The organism is Priestia megaterium (genome assembly GCF_009497655.1).
GTDB lineage: Bacteria > Bacillota > Bacilli > Bacillales > Bacillaceae_H > Priestia > Priestia zanthoxyli.
In genome coordinates, this window is record NZ_CP023317.1 from 4,032,156 (window position 1) to 4,053,038 (window position 20,883).

A 20,883-nucleotide genomic window follows, 5' to 3' on the forward strand; every position below is an offset into this window, starting at 1 on the left:
CCTTAGAAACCTCTCTGGATTTCAATTAAAAGGCGTTCTATGAAATTTTTCGTGCTGACGTTTGTTGAACGTTTTCCGCTTCTTTTATCTTCTCTTTCGGCAGAACTAGATTCAGCAGAACTCCCATGATAGCAGACAGTGCCATGCTATCAATCTTTACATGTTCTGAGATATCTAAGTGTGCTCCTCCGATTCCTAACACTAAGATAATCGAAGCAATCATTAAGTTTCGTTTTGATCCAAGATCTACCTTTGCATCCACCATCATGCGCAAGCCTGATGAAGCAATGATTCCGAATAAGAGAATTGAAATCCCACCCATGACCGGAGTTGGTATACTTGAAATAAGAGCGTTGATTTTGCCGACAAACCCGAACAAAATCGCGAAGACTGCTGCTCCTGCTATTACAAATACGCTAAGCACCTTTGTGATGGCTAACACTCCGATGTTCTCACCATATGTTGTGTTTGGCGGTCCGCCGATCAGCGCAGCAAGCATAGTGGCTACTCCGTCTCCTAAAATCGATCTGTGCAGCCCTGGCTTTTCAATATAGTTTCGATCCACAATCTTATTTAAAACAAGAATGTGTCCAATATGTTCTGAAAGTGTTACGACTGCTACAGGTACCATGATAAGCACAATCCCTAATGAAATGGACGGCGTGTATGTGACGAACGGCACGTAGAAGTGAGGTATTTCAATCCACTCTGCTTTCATTACCTTTGAAAAGTCTACCAATCCTTGTGTATAAGCGAAGATGTATCCGCCGATAATTCCCATCAGTACCGGAATCAGGCTGATAATGTTTTTAAAGAAGATTGAGCAAGCAACTGTTATCGCTAGTGTCACAAGCGCAACCATCAGGTAAGTTAAGCTGTAATTTCCTTTTGCATCGTTCATCGCCATGCCTACTGCTGTATTAGCTAATCCTAAGCCTATAACCATAATAACTGGTCCTACTACAACCGGAGGAAGCAGCTTCATAATCCAATTGATTCCTGTTCCTTTTATAATCAAAGCAACGATTCCATACACAAGTCCGGCTAAGAAACAGCCAACCATCGTTTCTTCAGGTCCAAACGAAGCTTTTGCGAAAATGATTGGCGTGATGAACGCGAACGATGAACCAAGGTAAGAAGGAATTTGACCTCTTGTAATGAGCAGGAAAGCAAGCGTTCCTACCCCGCTTGAAATCAAAGCAATTGCCGGGCTGAATCCGACTAGGAACGGCACTAACACCGTCGATCCAAACATTGCAAACAAATGCTGCAGACTCAATGTTAACCAATTTACTGCTTTTGGTTTATCATGTATATCAAGTACAAAATCTCGTTGTTGACTCATATGTTTTTCCTCCTATCACTATAAAAAAACCTCTTTACGCAGAGGCAAAGAGGTTTTCAGCATACAAGGAAGACGCTATACCGCAGTATAGTTTTCCTTGTATAGTGACCCCCCTTTTGCAGCCTCACGGGACTACTATTTAAAAGGGTATATAATTTATTTTTCGTAAATAGACACGTGGTCTTTTTCGTCTACTTCCATCAAATGTACCGCAATTTTTTCACTTTTAGCTGTCGGTACGTTTTTACCAACATAGTCTGCTCGAATCGGCAGCTCGCGGTGTCCTCTATCCACTAAAACAGCCAGCTGAATGAGTTCCGGTCGACCGATATCAATTAGTGCATCAAGTGCTGCTCGAACCGTACGGCCCGTATATAACACATCGTCTACTAAGATGACGTTCTTATTTGCAATATCTGTCGGAATATCTGATCCTTTTACGAGAGGTTCGTCATTGCTTGTCACTTTCGATAAATCATCCCGGTAAAGCGTGATGTCTAGTTCTCCGACTGGCAATGTGTTTCCTTCAATTTGTGCAATTCGTTCTGCTAAACGTTTTGCAATATAAATACCTCGCGTTTTAATCCCCACTAGCACACAATTTTCGATTCCTTTATTCTTTTCAATAATCTCATGTGCAATTCGAGTTAAAGCGCGGCGGATAGCCTGTTCGTCAAGGACGGTAGCTTTTACGTTCACTGTTTTTCACCTCAAGTTGTTGACATAAAAAAATCCTCTTGCCTTGAGGCAAGAGGATTTGGTTTTAGATATATTTCTTCAAAAAGGCTATAAGTATGCCTTTTCTGCACCGTTTCCTTCTCAGCCTCTCTGGACTGTTCTTAAAGGTTCTTATTAAGTTAATACAAGTATGCCATCACTTATGACAGTTGTCAACTTCTTTTTTCAATAAGCTCTAGCATCTCATTAAACTCTTTTGGAGCCGGTGCTTCAAATTCCATATATTCATTTGTACGAGGGTGAATAAAGCCTAATACACCTGCATGAAGTGCTTGTCCGTCAATCGGAAGCGTTTTTTTCGGTCCGTACTTCGGATCCCCGGCAAGCGGAAAGCCAATATACTTCATGTGAACGCGAATTTGGTGTGTTCGCCCCGTTTCTAGCTTACATTCGACAAGTGAAAAATCTTTAAAACGCTGTAATACAGTAAAGTGCGTCACTGCATCACGACTGTTTTCATCAGTGACCGTCATGCTTTGACGATCTTGCTTATCTCGGCCGATTGGCGCATCAATTGTACCGTGATCGTGCGCAATTACTCCGTGAACGATAGCTTTATAGCGACGCGTCACTGTTTTAGCTACAAGCTGACTAACTAGTGATTCATGAGCTAAATCATTTTTTGCAACCATAAGTAAACCGGACGTATCTTTATCAATTCGATGAACGATACCAGGGCGCATAACGCCGTTAATACCGGATAAATCTTTACAGTGAGCCATTAAGCCGTTTACAAGCGTGCCGCTATGATGACCTGGAGCTGGATGTACAACCATGCCGCGAGGTTTATTTACAACAAGCACATCTTGATCTTCATAATAAATATCTAAATCCATTTCTTCCGCTACCACATCAAGCTCCTCTAGTTCCGGCACTTCAATAATAATAGCGTCTCCTGTTTTACATTTATAGTTTCCTTTAACGGTTTTATCATTCACTTTTGCATGACCTTCTTTGATCCACTGCTGCACTTGTGAACGTGACCATTCTGCATTTACAGTCGAAAGTACTTTATCAATACGTTCTCCCGCTTGTTCTTCATTTATAACTGTTTCAATTACATTCATTCTTTGTGCTCCTTCTTCATTTTCCCTTCAAACAGCGTCATAATAAACATGATGATTACTCCGACGACAAGTGCCGAATCAGCTACGTTAAAAATCGGAAAATCATACGTAAAGATGTATGTATTTACGAAATCAACTACTTCTTTACGGACCACTCGATCAATAAAGTTTCCAATGGCGCCGCCTAACATTAATGCTAGCGCAATACCGAACCATTTATCTTGTTTTTTGAGCTTTTGAATATAAATTATTAAACCGACTACCACAACCACCGTAATGAGATAAAAGAACCACATCTGTCCTTGTAGAATACCCCACGCGGCTCCTCTGTTACGATGAGAGGTAATGTAAAGAAAGTTTTCAATTACGGTAATGCTTTGTCCATAATACATTTCTTTTACAATCATCCATTTTGTTACCTGATCAATAAGTATAACAGCTAAAGCGATAAGATAATAAAACACAAACGTTTTCCTCCCGCAATAAAATCAAACGAATCCATACTAAAGCATTTTAGCACATAATTCATTTTTTTTCTCGCTTCTCACCAGAAAACAAATAAATCTTCGTTTGTGCGGGCCGTCGGCATTACTTTTAATTTATGAATAGACATCACTTCGCCAGTTAGTTCATCAATTCCAAACGCACCAACGTCAAGCTTTGCTAGCGCGTGTTCTACATCTTTTAAATCGGCTTTAATCATTTCTATTACGTAACGTTCCTTTTCATCTATATAACCAGATTGTTCTGTAGCATATCTCAATAGGCGATCTTGTAATTCTTCTTTGATAAGAGCTAATTCCTGTCCAATGGAAAGATAATTTTCATACATGCAAACGCCTCCTGTGCTGATAAGATGAAGTATTAATGATGTTAGGTTTACCGAGTTTTCCATCGAATCTACAACACAAGTTTTTCCTAAGGCTTTGAATGCTTTATACCATTGTATTTGGGAATTTCGTACAGCAAAAAACACGCCCAAAAAGGACGTGCTTTTGTTCATTACTGCTGAACGTAGTGATTTTTCACAACATCCGCACAGCGTGTACATAAAGTTGGGTGATCTTGATCTTCGCCAACTGTTGGTGATACTACCCAGCAGCGCTCACACTTCTCACCTTCTGCTTTACTTACAACAATTGAAGCATAGCTGAATTTTTGTGCTTCAGCAGGCGCTTCACCTTCTGCTACTTCAAGATCTGAAACGATGAAGAGTTGACCTACATTTTCAGAAATAGAGGCTAACAGCTCTTTCGTATCTGCTGTTGGATACAGCGTTAATTTTGCTTCTAAAGACTTACCGATTACTTTTTCATTACGAGCTTGTTCTAGCGCTTTTAAGACTTCATCGCGAAGCTCCATGAACGCATCCCATTTCTCTACCAATTGATCTGCTCCTTCAATTTCTTGAACCTCTGGCATATCAACTAGCTGCGCGCTTTCTTCCGTTACGTTCGGAATGTGAACCCATACTTCGTCTGCTGTATGAGAAAGAATTGGAGACACTAATTTCGTTAACGATAATAACGTTTCATAAAGAACCGTTTGAATGCTGCGACGCTCTACATTATTTTCTGCTTCAATGTACAATACATCTTTTGCAAAGTCTAAGTAGAATGAACTCATATCAATTGTACAGAAATTATGCACTGCGTGATAAATGCTTGAGAATTCATATGAATCATAAGATTTTTTCACTTTATCAATTAATTTGTTCAGCTTCACAAGCATGTAGCGATCTACTTCACGAAGGTCTTCAACGGCTACAGCGTCAGTTGTTGGATTAAAGTCCGCTAGGTTTCCTAGTAAGAAACGGAACGTGTTGCGGATTTTACGATATACTTCTGCTACTTGTTTTAAAATGTTATCAGATACACGAACATCCGCTTGGTAATCTACAGAAGCTACCCATAGACGTAAAATATCCGCACCTAGTTGTTTCATTACTTTTTCTGGAATTACAACATTCCCTAATGACTTACTCATTTTGCGACCTTCACCGTCTAAAGCAAATCCGTGGCTAAGTACGCCTTTATAAGGTGCTTCACCTGTTACAGCTACACTTGTAGAAAGACTTGAATTAAACCAGCCGCGGTATTGGTCAGAACCTTCTAAATACAAATCAGCCGGACGCTGTAAGTCTTCACGCTCTTCAAGAACAGCTTGATGTGAAGAACCAGAGTCAAACCATACGTCCATGATGTCTGTTTCTTTTGTGAAACGGCCATTTGGGCTTCCTTCATGAGTAAAGCCTTCTGGAAGCAAGTCTTTTGCTTCACGCTCAAACCATACGTTTGATCCATGTTCTCTAAATAGATTTGATACGTGCTCAATTGTCTCGTCCGTAATGATTGGCTCATCATTTTCAGCATAAAATACTGGAATCGGAACGCCCCATGCACGTTGACGAGAAATACACCAGTCTCCGCGGTCACGCACCATGTTATAAAGTCGCGTTTCACCCCAAGTAGGCACCCATTCTGTTTTTTCTACTGCTTTTAATAAATCTTCACGGAAATCTTTAATAGACGCAAACCACTGTGCTGTTGCACGGAAAATTGTTGGTTTCTTCGTACGCCAGTCATGTGGATATGAGTGGGTAATGAAACTTAATTTTAACAGCGCGCCTTCTTCTTCTAGTTTGTCTGTAATCGCCTTATTCGCTTTATCATAGAATAATCCTTCAAATCCTGGTGCTTCATTCGTCATATGACCCTTACTATCAACTGGACAAAGAACTTCCAAACCATATTTTTGACCAACGATAAAGTCGTCTTCCCCGTGTCCCGGTGCTGTATGAACACAGCCAGTACCAGCATCAGTCGTTACGTGATCGCCAAGAACAACTAAAGAATCACGCTTATAGATTGGATGTTCAGCTACCACGCGTTCAAGTTCTGAACCTTTTACTGTACGAAGTGTCTTATAGTCAGCCCATTCAATTTCTTTAGCAACTGTTTCAATAAGTTCAGTTGCTACTACATATTTTGCTCCATCTGCTTCAACTACGCTGTACTGAAGCTCGGGATTGACAGCAATCCCTTGGTTAGCTGGCATTGTCCATGGTGTTGTCGTCCAAATGATGAATTTTTCATCTTGTTCAAGCACGCCTTTACCATCTTTCACATTAAACGCTACGTAAATAGAAGCTGAACGCTTGTCATAGTATTCAATTTCCGCTTCTGCTAAAGCAGATTCACTTGAAGGGGACCAGTATACAGGTTTTAATCCTTTGTAGATATAGCCTTTTTTCGCCATATCGCCAAATACTTTGATTTGCTGCGCTTCGTACTGTGGCTGAAGCGTTACATATGGATTATCCCAATCTCCGCGTACGCCTAAACGCTTGAACTGCTCACGCTGGCCGTTTACTTGTTCCCAAGCATACTGTTCGCAAAGCTTACGGAATTCAGCTACTGTCATTTCTTTGCGGTTTACTTTTTTATTTTTTGTTAAAGCCGTTTCAATTGGCAAGCCGTGTGTATCCCAGCCTGGCACATAAGGTGCGCAGAAGCCTGACATCGACTTATAGCGAACGATAAAATCTTTTAAAATTTTATTTAAGGCATGTCCCATGTGAATATCGCCATTGGCATATGGAGGTCCATCATGCAGGACGAATAGCGGACGGCCTTCCGTACGTTTTTGTACTTTTTCATAAATATTCATTTCAGCCCACTGTTCTTGCATTTTAGGCTCGCGGTTCGGTAAATTTCCACGCATAGGAAATTCAGTTTTTGGCATCAATAATGTATCTTTATATTCCATGTTTTACCCTCCAAAAAAAAACGTAAATTTCATATCTTTTTGCACCATAACAAAAAGACCTCCTCATCCCAAAAAGGGACGAGAAGGCCTCCCGCGGTACCACCCTAGTAGATTTGCTGCACGCAAATCCTCTTTGCATTCGTAACGTGAATAAACCGCCACTGCTTACTATCATCATTTCAGCAATGGTACTCTAGGGTGATTTTCACTTTTTTGTTTGTTATCGAGCTCGCACCATCCTCGATTCGCTTTGACAAACTAAAAAAGCTACTGTCCCTGTCTCCGTACTGTTTGATATGAAATTTCATCTGTTACCAAATTATATGACAACAAAACGTGAGAAGTCAAGATGATGTCTTGACTAGTCAATTTTTTCTTCTAGCGCTGGCATCTCATAATCCATCAACTGATCCCAGTCATCGCTGTTTAACATTTCAAGCTGTGCTTCAATTAACATTTTGAAACGAGTTCTAAATACTTTAGACTGCTTTTTCGTCTCCTCAATGTCCATCGCAATTTTACGAGACTTAGACAGTGCTTCATTAATAATACGGTCCGCATTTTTTTCTGCTTCTTTTATAATGAGCTTCGCTTCTTTTTCAGCGTTTCGCTTTACATCTTCCGCTGCTTCTTGAGCAATTAAAATTGATTTATTTAACGTTTCTTCGATGTTAGTAAAATGTCCAAGACGATCTGTTAATTCAGATACTCTTCCTTCTAACTCCTTTTTATCACGCATTACCAGCTCATAGTCTTTAATTACTTGGTCAAGAAACTCATTTACTTCATCTTCATCATATCCGCGAAACCCGCGATTAAACTCTTTGTTATGAATATCCAAAGGGGTTAAAGGCATCTAGGCCACCTCCGTGTTGTCTCATTACATCATTAGTAATGGTTTATTCGACATATTTTTAAAATTTCCTGCTAGTAGATTTCTTTATTTCTGCTTCCCTACAACAATTCGCCATTTTTCTTTTTTGGTTTTGCCTTCAAGTGAAACGATACGACTTCTGCCGTGGCCACGAAGCGACAAAATATCACCTTCATGACATTCAAAAGAAGGCTGTTCAATGACTTTAAAATTTACTTTTACCGCTCCATTTGCAATAAACGGCTGGACTTTTTGTCTTGATAAATTGTGAATGGTCGACAGCAAAACATCAAGCCTCATTGAAGAAACTGTATAAACGTGTTCAATCAGCTCTTCTTTTACCACATGCAGCTGCTCTCTTTGAATAGAAGAAAGTGAAACTTTGGCTTTTCCAATTGATGTTAAATTCATCTCAATATAAGAAGAAATTTCCTCTGCGGCTACAAGCTGAATATCGTCTCCCGCGACCAAAATATCGCCAAATTTTGAACGGCGCAGTCCTAAGGACATCGCCGAACCAAGAACTTGAGGATGTTCAATCGTCACAAACTTTTTAGGATAATTCAATTCGTACATATGCAACTGAAAATCTTCGCTTTCAGGCACATAGTAATCCGGATATAGCAGCGCACGCTTGCGTTCAGCAAACGGTTGTCCACCATCAAATGAAACTTGAACCTCTCCTTCAGTCCCAACAATAGCTGTCACAATCTGCTGCTCTCTTGGATCTAAAAAATCCGTTAATTTTGGGCTGTATTGATGTAGGACATCTTCTTTCCACTGAAGAACCTGGTCAATAAATCCATGTTCTTCTTGCCTAAAATGTTCATAAATAGACATATTATTACTCCTACTATTGGTATGTAAAAAAGGAATCCAGCGATTCCTTTTTAAATAAATCCAACCATACTGTGAAGTGAACGTACACCTGCTTGCGCAAATCGTAGTAAAAAGATTGCAACAAGAGGTGAAATATCAATCATGCCAATAGGCGGAATGATTTTACGAAAAGGCTCTAAGTAAGGCTCGCAAATGCTGCCAAGCAGCTGACCAAACTTAGACGCCCTTACATCGGGTACCCAAGACATCAAAATGTAAATAATCAGTGCCCATGAGTAAAGACCAATCAATTGCCCAAGAATCCCAAAAACGATGTCCAAAAACTACCACCTCTTTACGTTTGTTGTATCGTGTTCTCCCATCATATCTGAAATGCTTCCGCTTACGTCTACATTATCAGGTGTACATAAAAAGATGTCGGTTCCAATTTTTTGAATGTCCCCGCCTAAAGCATAAACTGTACCACTTAAAAAGTCGACAATTCTCACTGCTTGATCTCGTTGAATGCGCTGTAAATTAACAACTACGACTTTACGATTTTTTAAATGATCCGTAATTTCTTGTGCTTCGGCATAGACGCGAGGTTCGCAAAGCATCATTTTTGATGATTTTTGAACGCTTTGCAAGCTAATCACGTTTTGCTGCTGATTCGGCTGCTGACTAGCTTTCACTGGTCTCGACTGCTGTACAGGCTCTTCTACCGACTCTTCTTGTTCGTAATGTTCTTCTACATATTCAGTATCGTCATCAAGAGCAAAAAAACTTCTAAAGCGATTTTTCATACTCATCTTGAATTACACCTCCTTAACGTTCATTCCCAACTAGCGTGGTTCCTAGTCGAATGAATGTTGCTCCTTCTTCAATTGCAATTGCATAATCGTTTGACATTCCCATTGATAGCTCCGTACAAGGTGCATACGGGAGGTTTAGTTCTTGTATACGATCCTGCAATTTCTTTAAACCTTGAAAACAGCTGCGAAGCAAGGACTCGTCATCTGTGTGAGGAGCCATGGTCATTAATCCAACTACTTGGATATTTGTAAATGTTTCAAGAGATTGAATAAATGGAATTACCTCTTCTACAGCAAGGCCATGCTTTGATTGTTCTTCGGCAACATTAACTTGTACAAAACATTTTATACGATGTCCTGCACGTTTATCAATTTCTTTTGCTAAAGATAATCGGTCCAGTGAATGAATATAGTCAACTTTATCAATCACATTTTTTACTTTTCTTGTTTGTAAGCTTCCGATAAAATGCCAGGTCGCTTTCTCACCGATTGATTCATACTTTTCTAGAAGACCTTCATCCCTGTTTTCTCCAAGATGTAAAATGCCTGCATCCACTGCTTCTGCTGCTCGTTTTGTGGAAACGTATTTTGTTACAGCAATCAGCTCTACATCTTCTCGATTTCGATTAACTTTTTTACATGCTTCAGCAATTGTTTGTTGAACTGCTTCTAGATTTTCACTTACGCTAGCTGTCACTATGTAATTACTCCTCCTTAAAGCCTATGAAGTTAAACATGCGTCCTGTTTTCCCTTGGTCGCGGCGATGTGAGAAGAACAGGTCATCTTCACAGCTTGTACAATACGACGATGTTAAAATTCGTTGCGGCAATACGCCTGCGTTTTGAATCAGCAGCTTATTGACTTTTTTTAAATTAAGCGCGTATTGTCCAGGGCTTACTTCTTGATATCCATTTTGGCCAACTACTTCGTTTACTTGTGTAATGACGCGGTTATCGACAACATAACAGCAATCTTCAATCGAAGGGCCAATCGCCACGTAAATATCTTCAACCGGAACATTTTCTTGCTCTACCCACCGCCGAATCATATTTCCTGCAATATCTTTTACTGTTCCCTTCCACCCGGCATGAGCAAGACCAACTAAATGGTGATCAGGCGCATAGAAGTACAGCGGAACACAATCTGCATAACATAAAGCTAACAAAATATCAGATTCATTTGTATAAATGCCATCCGCTGCTTTTATGCCCTCTTCATACTTGTAGAGTCCTTTTGCACAGTCGGCTTTTGTTACTTTTTGAACAGTTGCTTCATGTACTTGTTCAGCACATACAAAGCTTTCAAAAGACATGTCTAGTTCGGCTGCTAAAATTTTTCTATTTGTAATAACATCTTCTACGTTATCGTTTACGTGAAGCCCTAGGTTAAAAGAAGCAAATGGAGGTTTACTCACGCCACCATTTTTTGTGGTGAAACCAGCAACAAGCATATCATTCTTTTCTACCCAAGGGCTCAGCCACATAAACGACTCGTGATGGCTTTTTTTTAATGGCTCAGGATTCATGTATGTGACACATCCCTTGTTTCATTTGTTCTCACATATTGTACCACAGATTGCTAGGTGCTGTTGACAAAAAACTAATTCTCTTCAGGCTGAAATGCGTCTTTATAACGTACTAAAATGACATCGGAACCAATTTTCACAATATTTTTCCATGGAATCACAATTTCATCATCTTTTCCAAAGAAGCCCAATACACGAGAGCCTCCGATAATGACGGCCTGTATTTTTCCCGTTGTTAAGTCAATATCAATATCCCCTACATTTCCAAGTTTTTTGCCATCAGCTACATTCACTACATCTTTCAGCTGAAACTCTGAAATCTTTAACATGCTCTCTCCTCCTATAGCCAACTTTATTCCTTAGCCTATATATATTTTCAAATTTTCATTTCATGAAGGAAAAGCTTATTTTTTCTCTGCCATTCTCTTTCTATAAGCATTTTGTTCACTAATTACACAGTTTTTCATCAAGAGACATTCTCAACAAGCAGCGAGAAGTCCTCATAGCAATAGGAAATCTAACATGAATATCTTTTGGTTATGTATTCATTGATACATACAAAATAAGCATCGTGTCTGTTTTTATAGACACGATGCTTATTAAGTTGAACATCAAATAAAGTGAATGGTATTGATTGTATGAACAAGAGCAGCTGCCAGTTTAGAGAGCTTTTGTTAACTTTGAATATTTTTATTCATCTGTTTAATAGCAGCTTTTTCTAAACGAGAAACCTGCGCTTGAGAAATACCAATTTCTTCAGCAACTTCCATCTGTGTTTTACCTTGGAAGAAGCGCTTTCGTAAAATTAGTTTTTCTCGCTCGTTCAATCTTCTCATACCTTCTTGCAAAGCAATTTCTTCAATCCAAGTTGAATCACGGTTGCGTTCATCGCTTAGCTGATCCATCACATAGATTGGGTCTCCGCCATCATTGTAAATAGGTTCAAATAAAGAAACCGGATCTTGGATAGCATCTAAAGCAAACACAATTTCTTCATGCGGTACTTCTAGGACTTTTGAAATTTCCTCAGCTGTAGGTTCCTTGGATGTTTCACTCATAAGCCTTTCACGAACTTGAAGAGCTTTATAAGCAATATCACGAAGGGAACGAGAAACACGGATTGGATTATTGTCACGTAAATAGCGGCGAATTTCCCCTATAATCATTGGGACAGCATATGTAGAAAACTTCACGTTTTGACTTAAATCAAAATTGTCAATGGATTTCATTAATCCAATACACCCAACCTGAAATAAGTCATCAACAAATTCTCCACGATTGTTAAAACGTTGGATCACGCTGAGTACGAGACGTAAATTTCCGCTTACTAGCTTTTCTCTTGCTGTTCCATCTCCAGCCTGCATTTGTTTAAACAACTTTCGCATTTCTTCATTTTTTAATACGGGAAGTTTCGAAGTATCTACTCCACAAATTTCTACTTTATTTCTTGTCAACTCTTTCCCTCCTAACAGGAGATGATGTTCTGAATTCAGTATCTCCTCCGGAGGAAAAAATATGCACTTTTACAATTCTGACAATTTCACGCTAAAAAAGCTGATTGTATAAGATGCTTCTCAGCCCTTATACAATCAGCTTTTTTACTTAAACCATTTTATTAAATTCTTTTCGCAGCCGTTTAATAATTCGTTTTTCGAGCCTTGAAATATAAGACTGAGAAATGCCTAGCATATCGGCTACATCTTTTTGCGTTTTTTCTTCTCCGCCGGCTAGCCCAAAGCGCAGCTCCATAATTTGCTTTTCACGATCATTTAATTGGTGCAGTGCTTTCAGCAAAAGTTTTCGATCTACATTCGCTTCTAGGTCTTTTGTGATGATATCTTCTTCGGTTCCCATCACGTCAGACAATAACAGTTCGTTTCCATCCCAATCAATATTTAACGGCTCATCAAATGAAACTTCAGATCGAATTTTATTGTTGCGGCGCAAATACATTAAAATTTCATTTTCAATACAGCGAGAGGCGTACGTCGCTAGCTTAATTTTCTTTTCAGGATTAAACGTGTTTACTGCTTTAATTAAACCGATGGTGCCGATGCTAATTAAATCCTCAATATTGATTCCCGTATTTTCAAACTTGCGGGCAATATAAACAACAAGTCGCAAATTACGCTCAATCAACAGTGAACGTGCTGCTTCATCTCCTGATGGAAGTTTCTTCAAGAGCACTTCTTCTTCATCTTTTGTTAAAGGTGGTGGAAGAGCTTCACTTCCTCCTATATAGTACACTTCATCTGTTTTTAGCTTAAGTTTAATTAATAATTTGTACCACCATAATTGAAATCGAATTCGATATGTAGCCATTGTGTATCCTCCTTTATTTGTTCACACCTTTTACGATGCGGAACTTACTTCTCCAATAACGATAAGCTTGGGATGAACAATACATTCATATTGCTTCTCCACTGAAAGCGTTGTATGACTAATACCTACTAATACTTTAGTGACTTCAATCGTGTTGGACTGATGAACCAGCCTTACCATATCTGGCTTTAGAGCAAGCAGCAGCTGATTGGCTTGGCCTACGCTTCGATAAGGGACAAAGCGGACTTTTGAATACCACTCTTGATCAATATCTTCGCTGTGTGAAAAGGATTGAACATTTTTGCTTAATTCCATTAAGCCTTCAGGCAATATTTCTTTTAAAGAATCTGCTGTAACAATCATAACCGGGGTTTTCGTCAGCGGATCTACAAGCTGATTCCCACTATCAATAAGTCCTTTCATCGACAGCGTCTGTTCGTTTAAAATAACTTCTACATCTACCAGCTGATCAAATGTAATATTTTTCATTCGCAAATCATCAACTCGTGCTTTTGAAAAATAAGATAATAGCGGAAAACCAATAAGAACAAATATCCAGCTAATAGGATCACCAAACTGTGGAGATTTCGTATCAACCATTTGATTAAGAACAAGGAACTGATCTTGAAATAAAAAGTGAACGCCCATTAACCCTCCACCCACAACAAAGGTTGCAAAATAAAACGTTAATAAATTCTCAAAGAAAAAGCGCAGTCGTTTATAACCAAACGCCATCAATACCATAAAAAACGAGAATAAAATTTTAATAGCAGGGTGAACCATAAGATGAGAAAAAGGTGTAAACATAAGAAGGACAATCAATGAACCGATAAAGCCGCCAAGCAAAAGCCGCCACCACTTGTAATTCCGTTTAAGTACAACAGCACATAACATTAGTAAGATCGTATCTAACCCAAAATTCAGCATCCATATTAAATCTAAATAGATTGGCAATGTTTATAACCTCTCCATTCTTTCTGAATTTTTCTGTTAAAAATTAGTATATAGTACATCCTATTAGAAAGTCTGTCAGTTCATGCCGAGAAACAAGCAGTATTTTTGAGGAAATCATTCGATATTTGTCACACTACTTTTAGAAAGAAAACACAAACCCTTTGAAGGCGTCATATTGACCATGTCGAATGTTTTTTATACTCTTTTTGAGTTTTCTAGATTCATTGCATAAAAAAAGACCTCTGTATAAAACAGAGGTCTTGGCTTTTTATTTTCTTAGCGTCTACGATTACGGTTTCGTAAGAATGTTGGAATATCTAGCGCATCTTCAGACTGTGGCTGAGATGGACGCGTATATTCTTGCTGTACAGGTTCTTCACGCTTTACTTCACGCTTCGGCTGTGGAGCCGGTTGCTGTGTCGATTGCTGCATGCGATTCGCCGATAACGAAGGACGACCTGGTTTTGGCTGTGATAAATCTTGGTCACTAAAGCCAGTTGCAATAACTGTAACAACAATCTCATCTTTTAGGTTTTCGTTAATAACAGATCCAAAGATCATGTTCACTTCTTGGTCAGAAGCCGAAGCAACGATATCTGCAGCTTCTTGTACTTCGTAAAGACTTAGGTTTGTACCGCCTGTGATATTCATTAATACACCTTGAGCTCCATCGATAGATGTTTCAAGAAGTGGACTTGAAATAGCTTTTTTAGCTGCTTCAGCAGCGCGGTTTTCACCAGTCGCAATACCGATACCCATAAGTGCAGATCCTTTGTTAGACATAATTGTTTTCACGTCCGCGAAGTCTAAGTTAATTAATCCAGGAACTGCGATTAAATCTGAAATACCTTGCACACCTTGTCGTAATACGTTATCCGCTTCACGGAACGCTTCTAGCATTGGCGTGTTTTTATCAACGATTTCTAATAAGCGATCATTTGGAATAACAATCAGCGTATCCACTGCTTCTTTCATTGACGCAATGCCACCTGCCGCTTGAGTAGAACGCTTACGGCCTTCAAACGTAAATGGACGAGTAACAACACCTACCGTTAGTGCTCCTAGCTCACGAGCAATTTGGGCAATGACTGGAGCTGCACCAGTTCCAGTTCCTCCACCCATACCAGCTGTTACGAAAACCATGTCTGCACCTTTTAGTGCTTCTTGTATTTGTTCCTTACTTTCTTCAGCTGCTTTTTTACCAACTTCTGGATTAGCACCTGCACCTAATCCTCTTGTTAATTTAGCGCCGATTTGCATTTTTGTTTCAGCTTTTGATAAATTTAATGCCTGTGCATCTGTATTAACTGCAATAAATTCTACACCTTGGACGCCATGTTCAATCATTCGGTTAACCGCGTTGTTACCGCCGCCTCCGACACCGATTACTTTAATCGTCGCTAATTGGTCTACACTTGTATCAAACTCCAACATGATAGTTCCTCCTAATTCTTCGAAATTACCAATCCGTAACGTTAATCAAAGAAGTATCCAAAAAACTTCTTCATTAAATTTTGGTCATTTTTCTTTTTCGGCTGCTCAGCTGATTGTTGCGGCTGCTGTGGTTTCGGGCTAGGCTTGATCATTTCTTGTTCAATCGGCTCTTCTTCCACAACTGGCGCTCCAATTTCCCGGCCTTGTATTTTAGCATTTTTGTATGCAAATTTTATTAATCCTACGCCTGTTGTATAATGCGGCTCACGTACTCCAATATAATCAGGCACTGCTATGCGCACGTTATTCTTTAAAATCACTTGAGCTAGCTCAAGAATACCAGGCATCGCTACTACTCCGCCTGTTAAAACAAATCCTCCTGGAATATCTTTGTATCCTAGGCGATTTACCTCCTGCGTAATCATATCTAAAATCTCTTCTAATCTAGCTTCAATAATATCAGAGATTTCGAGCTGATTAAACTGCTGATGCTGATCGCTTCCAATGATCGGTACACTAAATACTTCTTCTTCAGAAGCATGATCGTAGAAAGCATGTCCATGCTTTATCTTAATATTTTCCGCGTCTTCAGTCGATGTGCGAAGGCCAATCGATAAATCTTTGGTAATGTGCTCTCCGCCAACAGCTAGTACATTTGTTACTTTCAAATGTCCTTGGTCAAAGATCGCAACCGTTGTTGAACCTCCACCGATATCTACCAGTGCGACACCTAAGTTTTTTTCATCACGAGATAATGCAATTGAACCAGCGGCTAGAGGCTGTAAACAAATATCACTGATTTCTAAACCAGCTCTTTCTACACAGCGTAATAAGTTATGTAAAACCGTTCTAGATCCTGTTATGATTGTGCCTTCCATTTCTAAACGTACCCCAATCATACCTCTAGGATCGTTAATACCTTCTAAGCCATCTACAATAAATTGCTTTGGAATAACATCAATGATTTCACGATCTGGCGGGATAGACATGACTTGAGCAGCATCAATTACTCGATGAATATCTTCGTTTGTAATTTCACGATTTTCGCTTGACACGGCTACTACTCCGTGACAATCCTGTAAAAATACATGATTTCCGCTTATGCCCACTACAACCTTTTTAATTGTAATGCCTACCATTCGTTCAGCTTGTTCTACTGCTTTTCGAATAGATTGAACTGTTGCATCTATATCAACGATAGAACCTTTTTTTAGTCCGTGTGATTTAACATTCCCTACACCAATGATATTCAATGAATCGTTACTCATCTCTCCGATGATTACTTTCACACTGGATGTACCGATGTCTAAACTAACGTATATTTCATTGCTGTTCATTCTTTGGCACCTCCTTTTTCTTTCTGCACATGTCATCTTAAATAAATTAAGAAGAACAACAATATTAATTTTTTATTATATGAAAATATTCAACAAATACATCTGTTTCCCTTTTGTAAAATCAATTTTTTTCAAGTTTTTCACAGACTTTATCTCTTTCAAAGAACAAAACGTTCTTGTTTTGACTTTTTTTTAGATTTAAGCCTCAAATTCACTGAAAAAAAGCTATTTAACTACAAGTCTACACTAAGATGTACACTGAGAAAAGCGAAACTTACCTAGAACAAATATTACATTTCCATTTCACAGCAGCGGAGAAGAAAATCATATGTATGCAGAATACTTGCATGTGATTATACAATGTACAAGGGCTAGTTTGCCAGTCTCAACTCATCTATTTCCTTTAATTAACACTTATAAAAAATAATTACTGCTTGCTCTTTTTATAAGGTTTAAATGCATATCCTTCTTCTAAATCAATAATGCCTTTTTGATCATCACTCAATTTACTTGCAATAGCTGGGTAATGAACAATTTTATCAGAGAAGTTGCTAATTTTCCCGCTTACTTCACGCGTATCATTCATAAATACCTCGATGTGAAGAGGTTCTGATTTTGTCGGCGCATAGTAAATCTCAGAAATAGCCCCTTTTATGCTCTTAGGCGTTTTAGCTAATTCTTGAACCATGCTTTGTATAGCGTCTCCGTCTTTCCAGTCAATTAGCAGCGGAGCGTCGGATGACACTTTCTTAGCACTTACTTCTTTTAAAACTTTTCCATTTTCATTCACAGGGAAATATTTATTCCCCGAGGTTACATATGCAATTCTTGCGTACTCTTTTACGTCGATTACGACCTTATTAGGAAATGTTTTGTGAATGACAGCTTCCTTTACCTCAGGATTTTTTTCGACTTTTTCTTGAATTTGATCAGCATCAGCTTTCCAGTAGCTAGTTTTTTTGGACAGACCACTCGCTTTGACAATATCCTTATCACTTACATGTTTATTCCCTTGTACTTCAATGTTAGAAACATTACTCAGAGAAGATTGAGAATATACAATAAATAAAATAAGGATGAAAAAGAGTGATAAATACAAAATAAGCCGTCTATTTGCTTTTTGCTTTCGCTGTTCTTGCAGCTTCGGTACACGATCTTCTAAAACAATTAACTTACCTTTTTCCATTTTTTTCACCCTTATCCATTTGAGAAAATAAACGAGGACTTACCATCTATTTATTTCCAATCTTTGCTTCATGAGAATATCCCCATTATAGCATAGAATAAACACATAAAAGCTACCTTTTCACGCATAACCATACAGCGACGGGCTGAGTAATTAGCGACCGATAATCTCAACTTCTGTATGAATATCAATATCGAATTTCTCTTTAATTGTTTTCTTAACATGAGCAATTAAATTCAGCACGTCTGAAGCCGTTGCATCTCCTGTATTGACAATGAAGTTCGCATGCTGCTCACTAATTTGCGCACCGCCTACTGAAAAACCTTTTAAGTTGGACTTTTCAATTAAGTCTCCTGCATAATTTGGAAGCGGATTTCTAAAAATACTTCCTGCACAAGGGAAATTCCAAGGCTGTGTTTCGCGGCGATAGTCTTTATTTTTCTGCATGACCGCCACAATATCATCTTTCGTTCCCTTTTTCAAACGCAGCACAGCTTCTACACATACTCCAGGACGGTCTTTTTGTAGAATGGAATGACGATACGAAAATTGAAGCTCTTCATTTGTCAGCCACTCCAGAGTGCCATCTTCAAATAAAATCAGCGCTTTTTCGACTACATGAGACATATCAGAACCATGGGCACCTGCATTCATATAAACAGCGCCTCCCACAGATCCAGGAATTCCACTTGAAAACTCCAATCCAGACAGACCTTGTTTTGTAATAACTGTTGCAAGCTTGATGCTAGGGTATCCCCCACCTACAGTAACCGTCTCTCCATCTACTGTTAAATCATCTAATCCGGCTCCGAGCTTAATGACCACACCTTCAATTCCCTTATCAGAAACAAGAAGATTAGATCCTCGACCAATCGCTCTCCATTTCACGCCGTGTTTTTTAATCATATCCATTGTAACTTTTAAGTGATCAACAGAATCAGGTTCTACAAGCACATCTGCTGGACCACCAATTTTCATTGTTGTATGTTTTGCTAGCGGTTCATTTTCACGAACCTTTCCAATATTCGCTTCGACTAACTCTTTTACTAACGCTTCCATAAGAACCTCCTAAAACCCTCTTTGCTGTTATAAAACTTTCATGTCAATGCGCCCTTACTTCTAATGCATAAGAATAATAAGAACAGATTCATAACTAAGCAGCAGCACCTTGTAAGATACCTTTTTTCTACGAAGGCACTCTATTCTGTTGTCAATTTCATCATTTTTATTTATCGTATGACATTCACCCATAGAATGTACGTTCATCTGCTATATAAAGTAATTTTGATTGTTTTTTTATCGTTTTTCATTTAGAAGTTAAACACATGCTGACAGTCATAAAAAAACGCTACGCTCATAAGTGCACATACGTTCACCTACTCACTAAGATAAAACATTTAACCTTACACATCATACCATAGTTGGACTCAAAATTGGTTATCACAACATTACATTTTAAAAACATTTCATACAAAAATATCATCTACCTGTAAAAAATCGAAAATAAACCGCCAACAAAATCCGGCGTGCACTTGGATTTAAGATGACGGTTTACTTCAGTAGACCATTGCCTACTTGACATTATACAATTTTTTTCAATTAATAGCGAGAATATCTACTAACATTTAACAAAACTCCAACTGCTGCCAGCATGAGCGTCAGCGACGATCCGCCGTAACTTAAAAATGGAAGCGTAATTCCCGTAACAGGCATAAGACCTGTTACCACGCCTATATTGATCATGACTTGAATCGCAACCATTGAAATAATTCCTAAGGCTAAAAACGTTCCGTAAAGATCAGGTGCTCCGAGCGCTACTTTAATTCCTCTCCAAAGCAATAAGCTAAACAAAAGTAGAACAAGTGTTCCGCCGATAAAACCGAGCTCTTCTGCCAGAATAGCAAAAATAAAATCAGTTTGAGGCTCCGGCAAATAAAAGAACTTTTGTCTACTTTGCCCTAACCCTAATCCAAGCAATCCCCCCGGCCCAATTGCATAAAGAGATTGAATGATTTGAAACCCGCTTCCAAGCGGATCTTCCCAAGGATTTAAAAATGAGGTGATGCGTTTAATCCGATAAGGAGCTGATAAAACAAGCCCTACAAAACCGGCAACGCCAAGCAACCCAAGACCTGCAAAGTGACTTACCTTTGCTCCTGAAACAAAAATCATGACTAAACAAGTTCCAACAAGCACCGTTCCAGTTCCTAAATCCGGCTGCATCATAATAATGCCAAACGGTAAGAAAACCAGTAATAACGCCGGTAACATTCCTTTTCTAAAGGATGTAATTTTCTTCTGGTTTTCTGATAAATATTTCGCTAAAAATATAATCATAGCAAACTTCATAAATTCTGAAGGCTGAATCGAAAACGCTCCAACTCCTATCCAACTTTGCGACCCATTCCGTACTAGCCCTACTCCCGGAATCAATACAAGTACCAGCATAACAAAGCAAATGATTACAATTGGCTTTGCCCACGTACGCCACATCCAATAATCAATATTCATGATGACAAACATCGCGCATACACCAAGCCCTGCAAATAAGAGCTGGCGTTTAGCAAAGAAAAAAGAATCATTAAACTTGTATGTAGCCCATACCGCACTTGCACTGTATACCATGATAAGGCCGATGGTTAGCAAGGAAAGCGTAACGATTATGAGAAAAAAATCTGGGGTAGACCTTTTTGTCGACACT

21 protein-coding genes and 1 other annotated feature are annotated in these 20,883 nt (G+C 38.9%); all 21 genes read right to left on the reverse strand.

Translation table 11 applies throughout. From position 1 onward, the window contains the following. Positions 1 to 37 precede the first annotated feature (37 nt). A complete protein-coding gene (locus tag CEQ83_RS20600) occupies positions 38 to 1,345 on the reverse strand; it encodes a uracil-xanthine permease family protein (RefSeq protein ID WP_028411467.1) in 1,308 nt (435 codons plus the stop codon). Positions 1,346 to 1,501: 156 nt separating this feature from the next. After that, positions 1,502 to 2,044 (reverse strand): bifunctional pyr operon transcriptional regulator/uracil phosphoribosyltransferase PyrR, encoded by a 543-nt coding sequence (gene pyrR / locus CEQ83_RS20605; protein ID WP_013058940.1) that lies wholly within the window; start codon positions 2,042 to 2,044, stop codon positions 1,502 to 1,504. 191 nt (positions 2,045 to 2,235) lie between these two features. Beyond that, on the reverse strand, positions 2,236 to 3,150 hold the full coding sequence (locus CEQ83_RS20610; protein WP_013058941.1) for an RluA family pseudouridine synthase: 915 nt from the start codon (positions 3,148 to 3,150) through the stop codon (positions 2,236 to 2,238). Then, the gene (gene lspA / locus CEQ83_RS20615) at positions 3,147 to 3,614 is read right to left on the reverse strand and encodes a signal peptidase II (RefSeq protein ID WP_013084844.1); all 468 of its coding nucleotides are present in this window, start codon (positions 3,612 to 3,614) and stop codon (positions 3,147 to 3,149) included. Before lspA ends, CEQ83_RS20610 begins: the two co-directional genes overlap by 4 nt. Positions 3,615 to 3,694: 80 nt before the next feature. Next, complete coding sequence (locus CEQ83_RS20620; RefSeq protein WP_028411468.1) at positions 3,695 to 3,982, reverse strand: conjugal transfer protein TraR; 288 nt, start codon at positions 3,980 to 3,982, stop codon at positions 3,695 to 3,697. Between the two features lie 170 nt (positions 3,983 to 4,152). Beyond that, complete coding sequence (ileS, locus tag CEQ83_RS20625; protein ID WP_154973131.1) at positions 4,153 to 6,918, reverse strand: isoleucine--tRNA ligase; 2,766 nt, start codon at positions 6,916 to 6,918, stop codon at positions 4,153 to 4,155. Positions 6,919 to 6,989: 71 nt separating this feature from the next. Further along, positions 6,990 to 7,210 (reverse strand) — a binding site (T-box leader). A gap of 69 nt (positions 7,211 to 7,279) precedes the next feature. After that, positions 7,280 to 7,774 carry a DivIVA domain-containing protein gene (locus CEQ83_RS20630; RefSeq protein ID WP_013058945.1) on the reverse strand — a complete coding sequence of 165 codons (495 nt, stop codon included), beginning with the start codon at positions 7,772 to 7,774 and terminating at the stop codon, positions 7,280 to 7,282. An 84-nt stretch (positions 7,775 to 7,858) separates the two neighbouring features. Next, positions 7,859 to 8,632: a YlmH family RNA-binding protein gene (locus CEQ83_RS20635; RefSeq protein WP_013058946.1), complete on the reverse strand. Its 774-nt coding sequence runs from the start codon at positions 8,630 to 8,632 to the stop codon at positions 7,859 to 7,861. Between the two features lie 50 nt (positions 8,633 to 8,682). Continuing rightward, on the reverse strand, positions 8,683 to 8,952 hold the full coding sequence (locus CEQ83_RS20640) for a YggT family protein (protein ID WP_014458382.1): 270 nt from the start codon (positions 8,950 to 8,952) through the stop codon (positions 8,683 to 8,685). A gap of 3 nt (positions 8,953 to 8,955) precedes the next feature. Further along, on the reverse strand, positions 8,956 to 9,420 hold the full coding sequence (locus tag CEQ83_RS20645; protein ID WP_028411470.1) for a cell division protein SepF: 465 nt from the start codon (positions 9,418 to 9,420) through the stop codon (positions 8,956 to 8,958). Positions 9,421 to 9,436: 16 nt separating this feature from the next. After that, on the reverse strand, positions 9,437 to 10,120 hold the full coding sequence (locus CEQ83_RS20650) for a YggS family pyridoxal phosphate-dependent enzyme (protein WP_028411471.1): 684 nt from the start codon (positions 10,118 to 10,120) through the stop codon (positions 9,437 to 9,439). 7 nt (positions 10,121 to 10,127) lie between these two features. Then, entirely contained in the window at positions 10,128 to 10,949 is an 822-nt protein-coding gene (gene pgeF, locus CEQ83_RS20655) for a peptidoglycan editing factor PgeF (RefSeq protein WP_155017489.1), read from the reverse strand. 74 nt (positions 10,950 to 11,023) lie between these two features. Next, entirely contained in the window at positions 11,024 to 11,278 is a 255-nt protein-coding gene (locus CEQ83_RS20660) for a YlmC/YmxH family sporulation protein (RefSeq protein ID WP_013058951.1), read from the reverse strand. A 345-nt stretch (positions 11,279 to 11,623) separates the two neighbouring features. Then, complete coding sequence (gene sigG / locus CEQ83_RS20665; protein WP_013058952.1) at positions 11,624 to 12,403, reverse strand: RNA polymerase sporulation sigma factor SigG; 780 nt, start codon at positions 12,401 to 12,403, stop codon at positions 11,624 to 11,626. Between the two features lie 148 nt (positions 12,404 to 12,551). Further along, positions 12,552 to 13,271, reverse strand: coding sequence for an RNA polymerase sporulation sigma factor SigE (gene sigE / locus CEQ83_RS20670; RefSeq protein WP_013058953.1), 720 nt, complete (start codon positions 13,269 to 13,271; stop codon positions 12,552 to 12,554). A 30-nt stretch (positions 13,272 to 13,301) separates the two neighbouring features. Further along, a complete protein-coding gene (gene spoIIGA, locus CEQ83_RS20675) occupies positions 13,302 to 14,225 on the reverse strand; it encodes a sigma-E processing peptidase SpoIIGA (protein WP_014458377.1) in 924 nt (307 codons plus the stop codon). A 276-nt stretch (positions 14,226 to 14,501) separates the two neighbouring features. After that, entirely contained in the window at positions 14,502 to 15,659 is a 1,158-nt protein-coding gene (gene ftsZ, locus CEQ83_RS20680; protein WP_013058955.1) for a cell division protein FtsZ, read from the reverse strand. A gap of 41 nt (positions 15,660 to 15,700) precedes the next feature. Further along, positions 15,701 to 16,996, reverse strand: coding sequence for a cell division protein FtsA (gene ftsA, locus CEQ83_RS20685; RefSeq protein WP_013058956.1), 1,296 nt, complete (start codon positions 16,994 to 16,996; stop codon positions 15,701 to 15,703). Between the two features lie 427 nt (positions 16,997 to 17,423). Beyond that, positions 17,424 to 18,182, reverse strand: coding sequence for a cell division protein FtsQ/DivIB (locus tag CEQ83_RS20690; RefSeq protein WP_016765445.1), 759 nt, complete (start codon positions 18,180 to 18,182; stop codon positions 17,424 to 17,426). A 153-nt stretch (positions 18,183 to 18,335) separates the two neighbouring features. Then, positions 18,336 to 19,241 (reverse strand): UDP-N-acetylmuramate dehydrogenase, encoded by a 906-nt coding sequence (murB, locus tag CEQ83_RS20695; protein ID WP_028411473.1) that lies wholly within the window; start codon positions 19,239 to 19,241, stop codon positions 18,336 to 18,338. Between the two features lie 540 nt (positions 19,242 to 19,781). Next, positions 19,782 to 20,882, reverse strand: coding sequence for a stage V sporulation protein E (gene spoVE, locus CEQ83_RS20700; RefSeq protein WP_013058959.1), 1,101 nt, complete (start codon positions 20,880 to 20,882; stop codon positions 19,782 to 19,784). Position 20,883 lies beyond the last annotated feature (1 nt).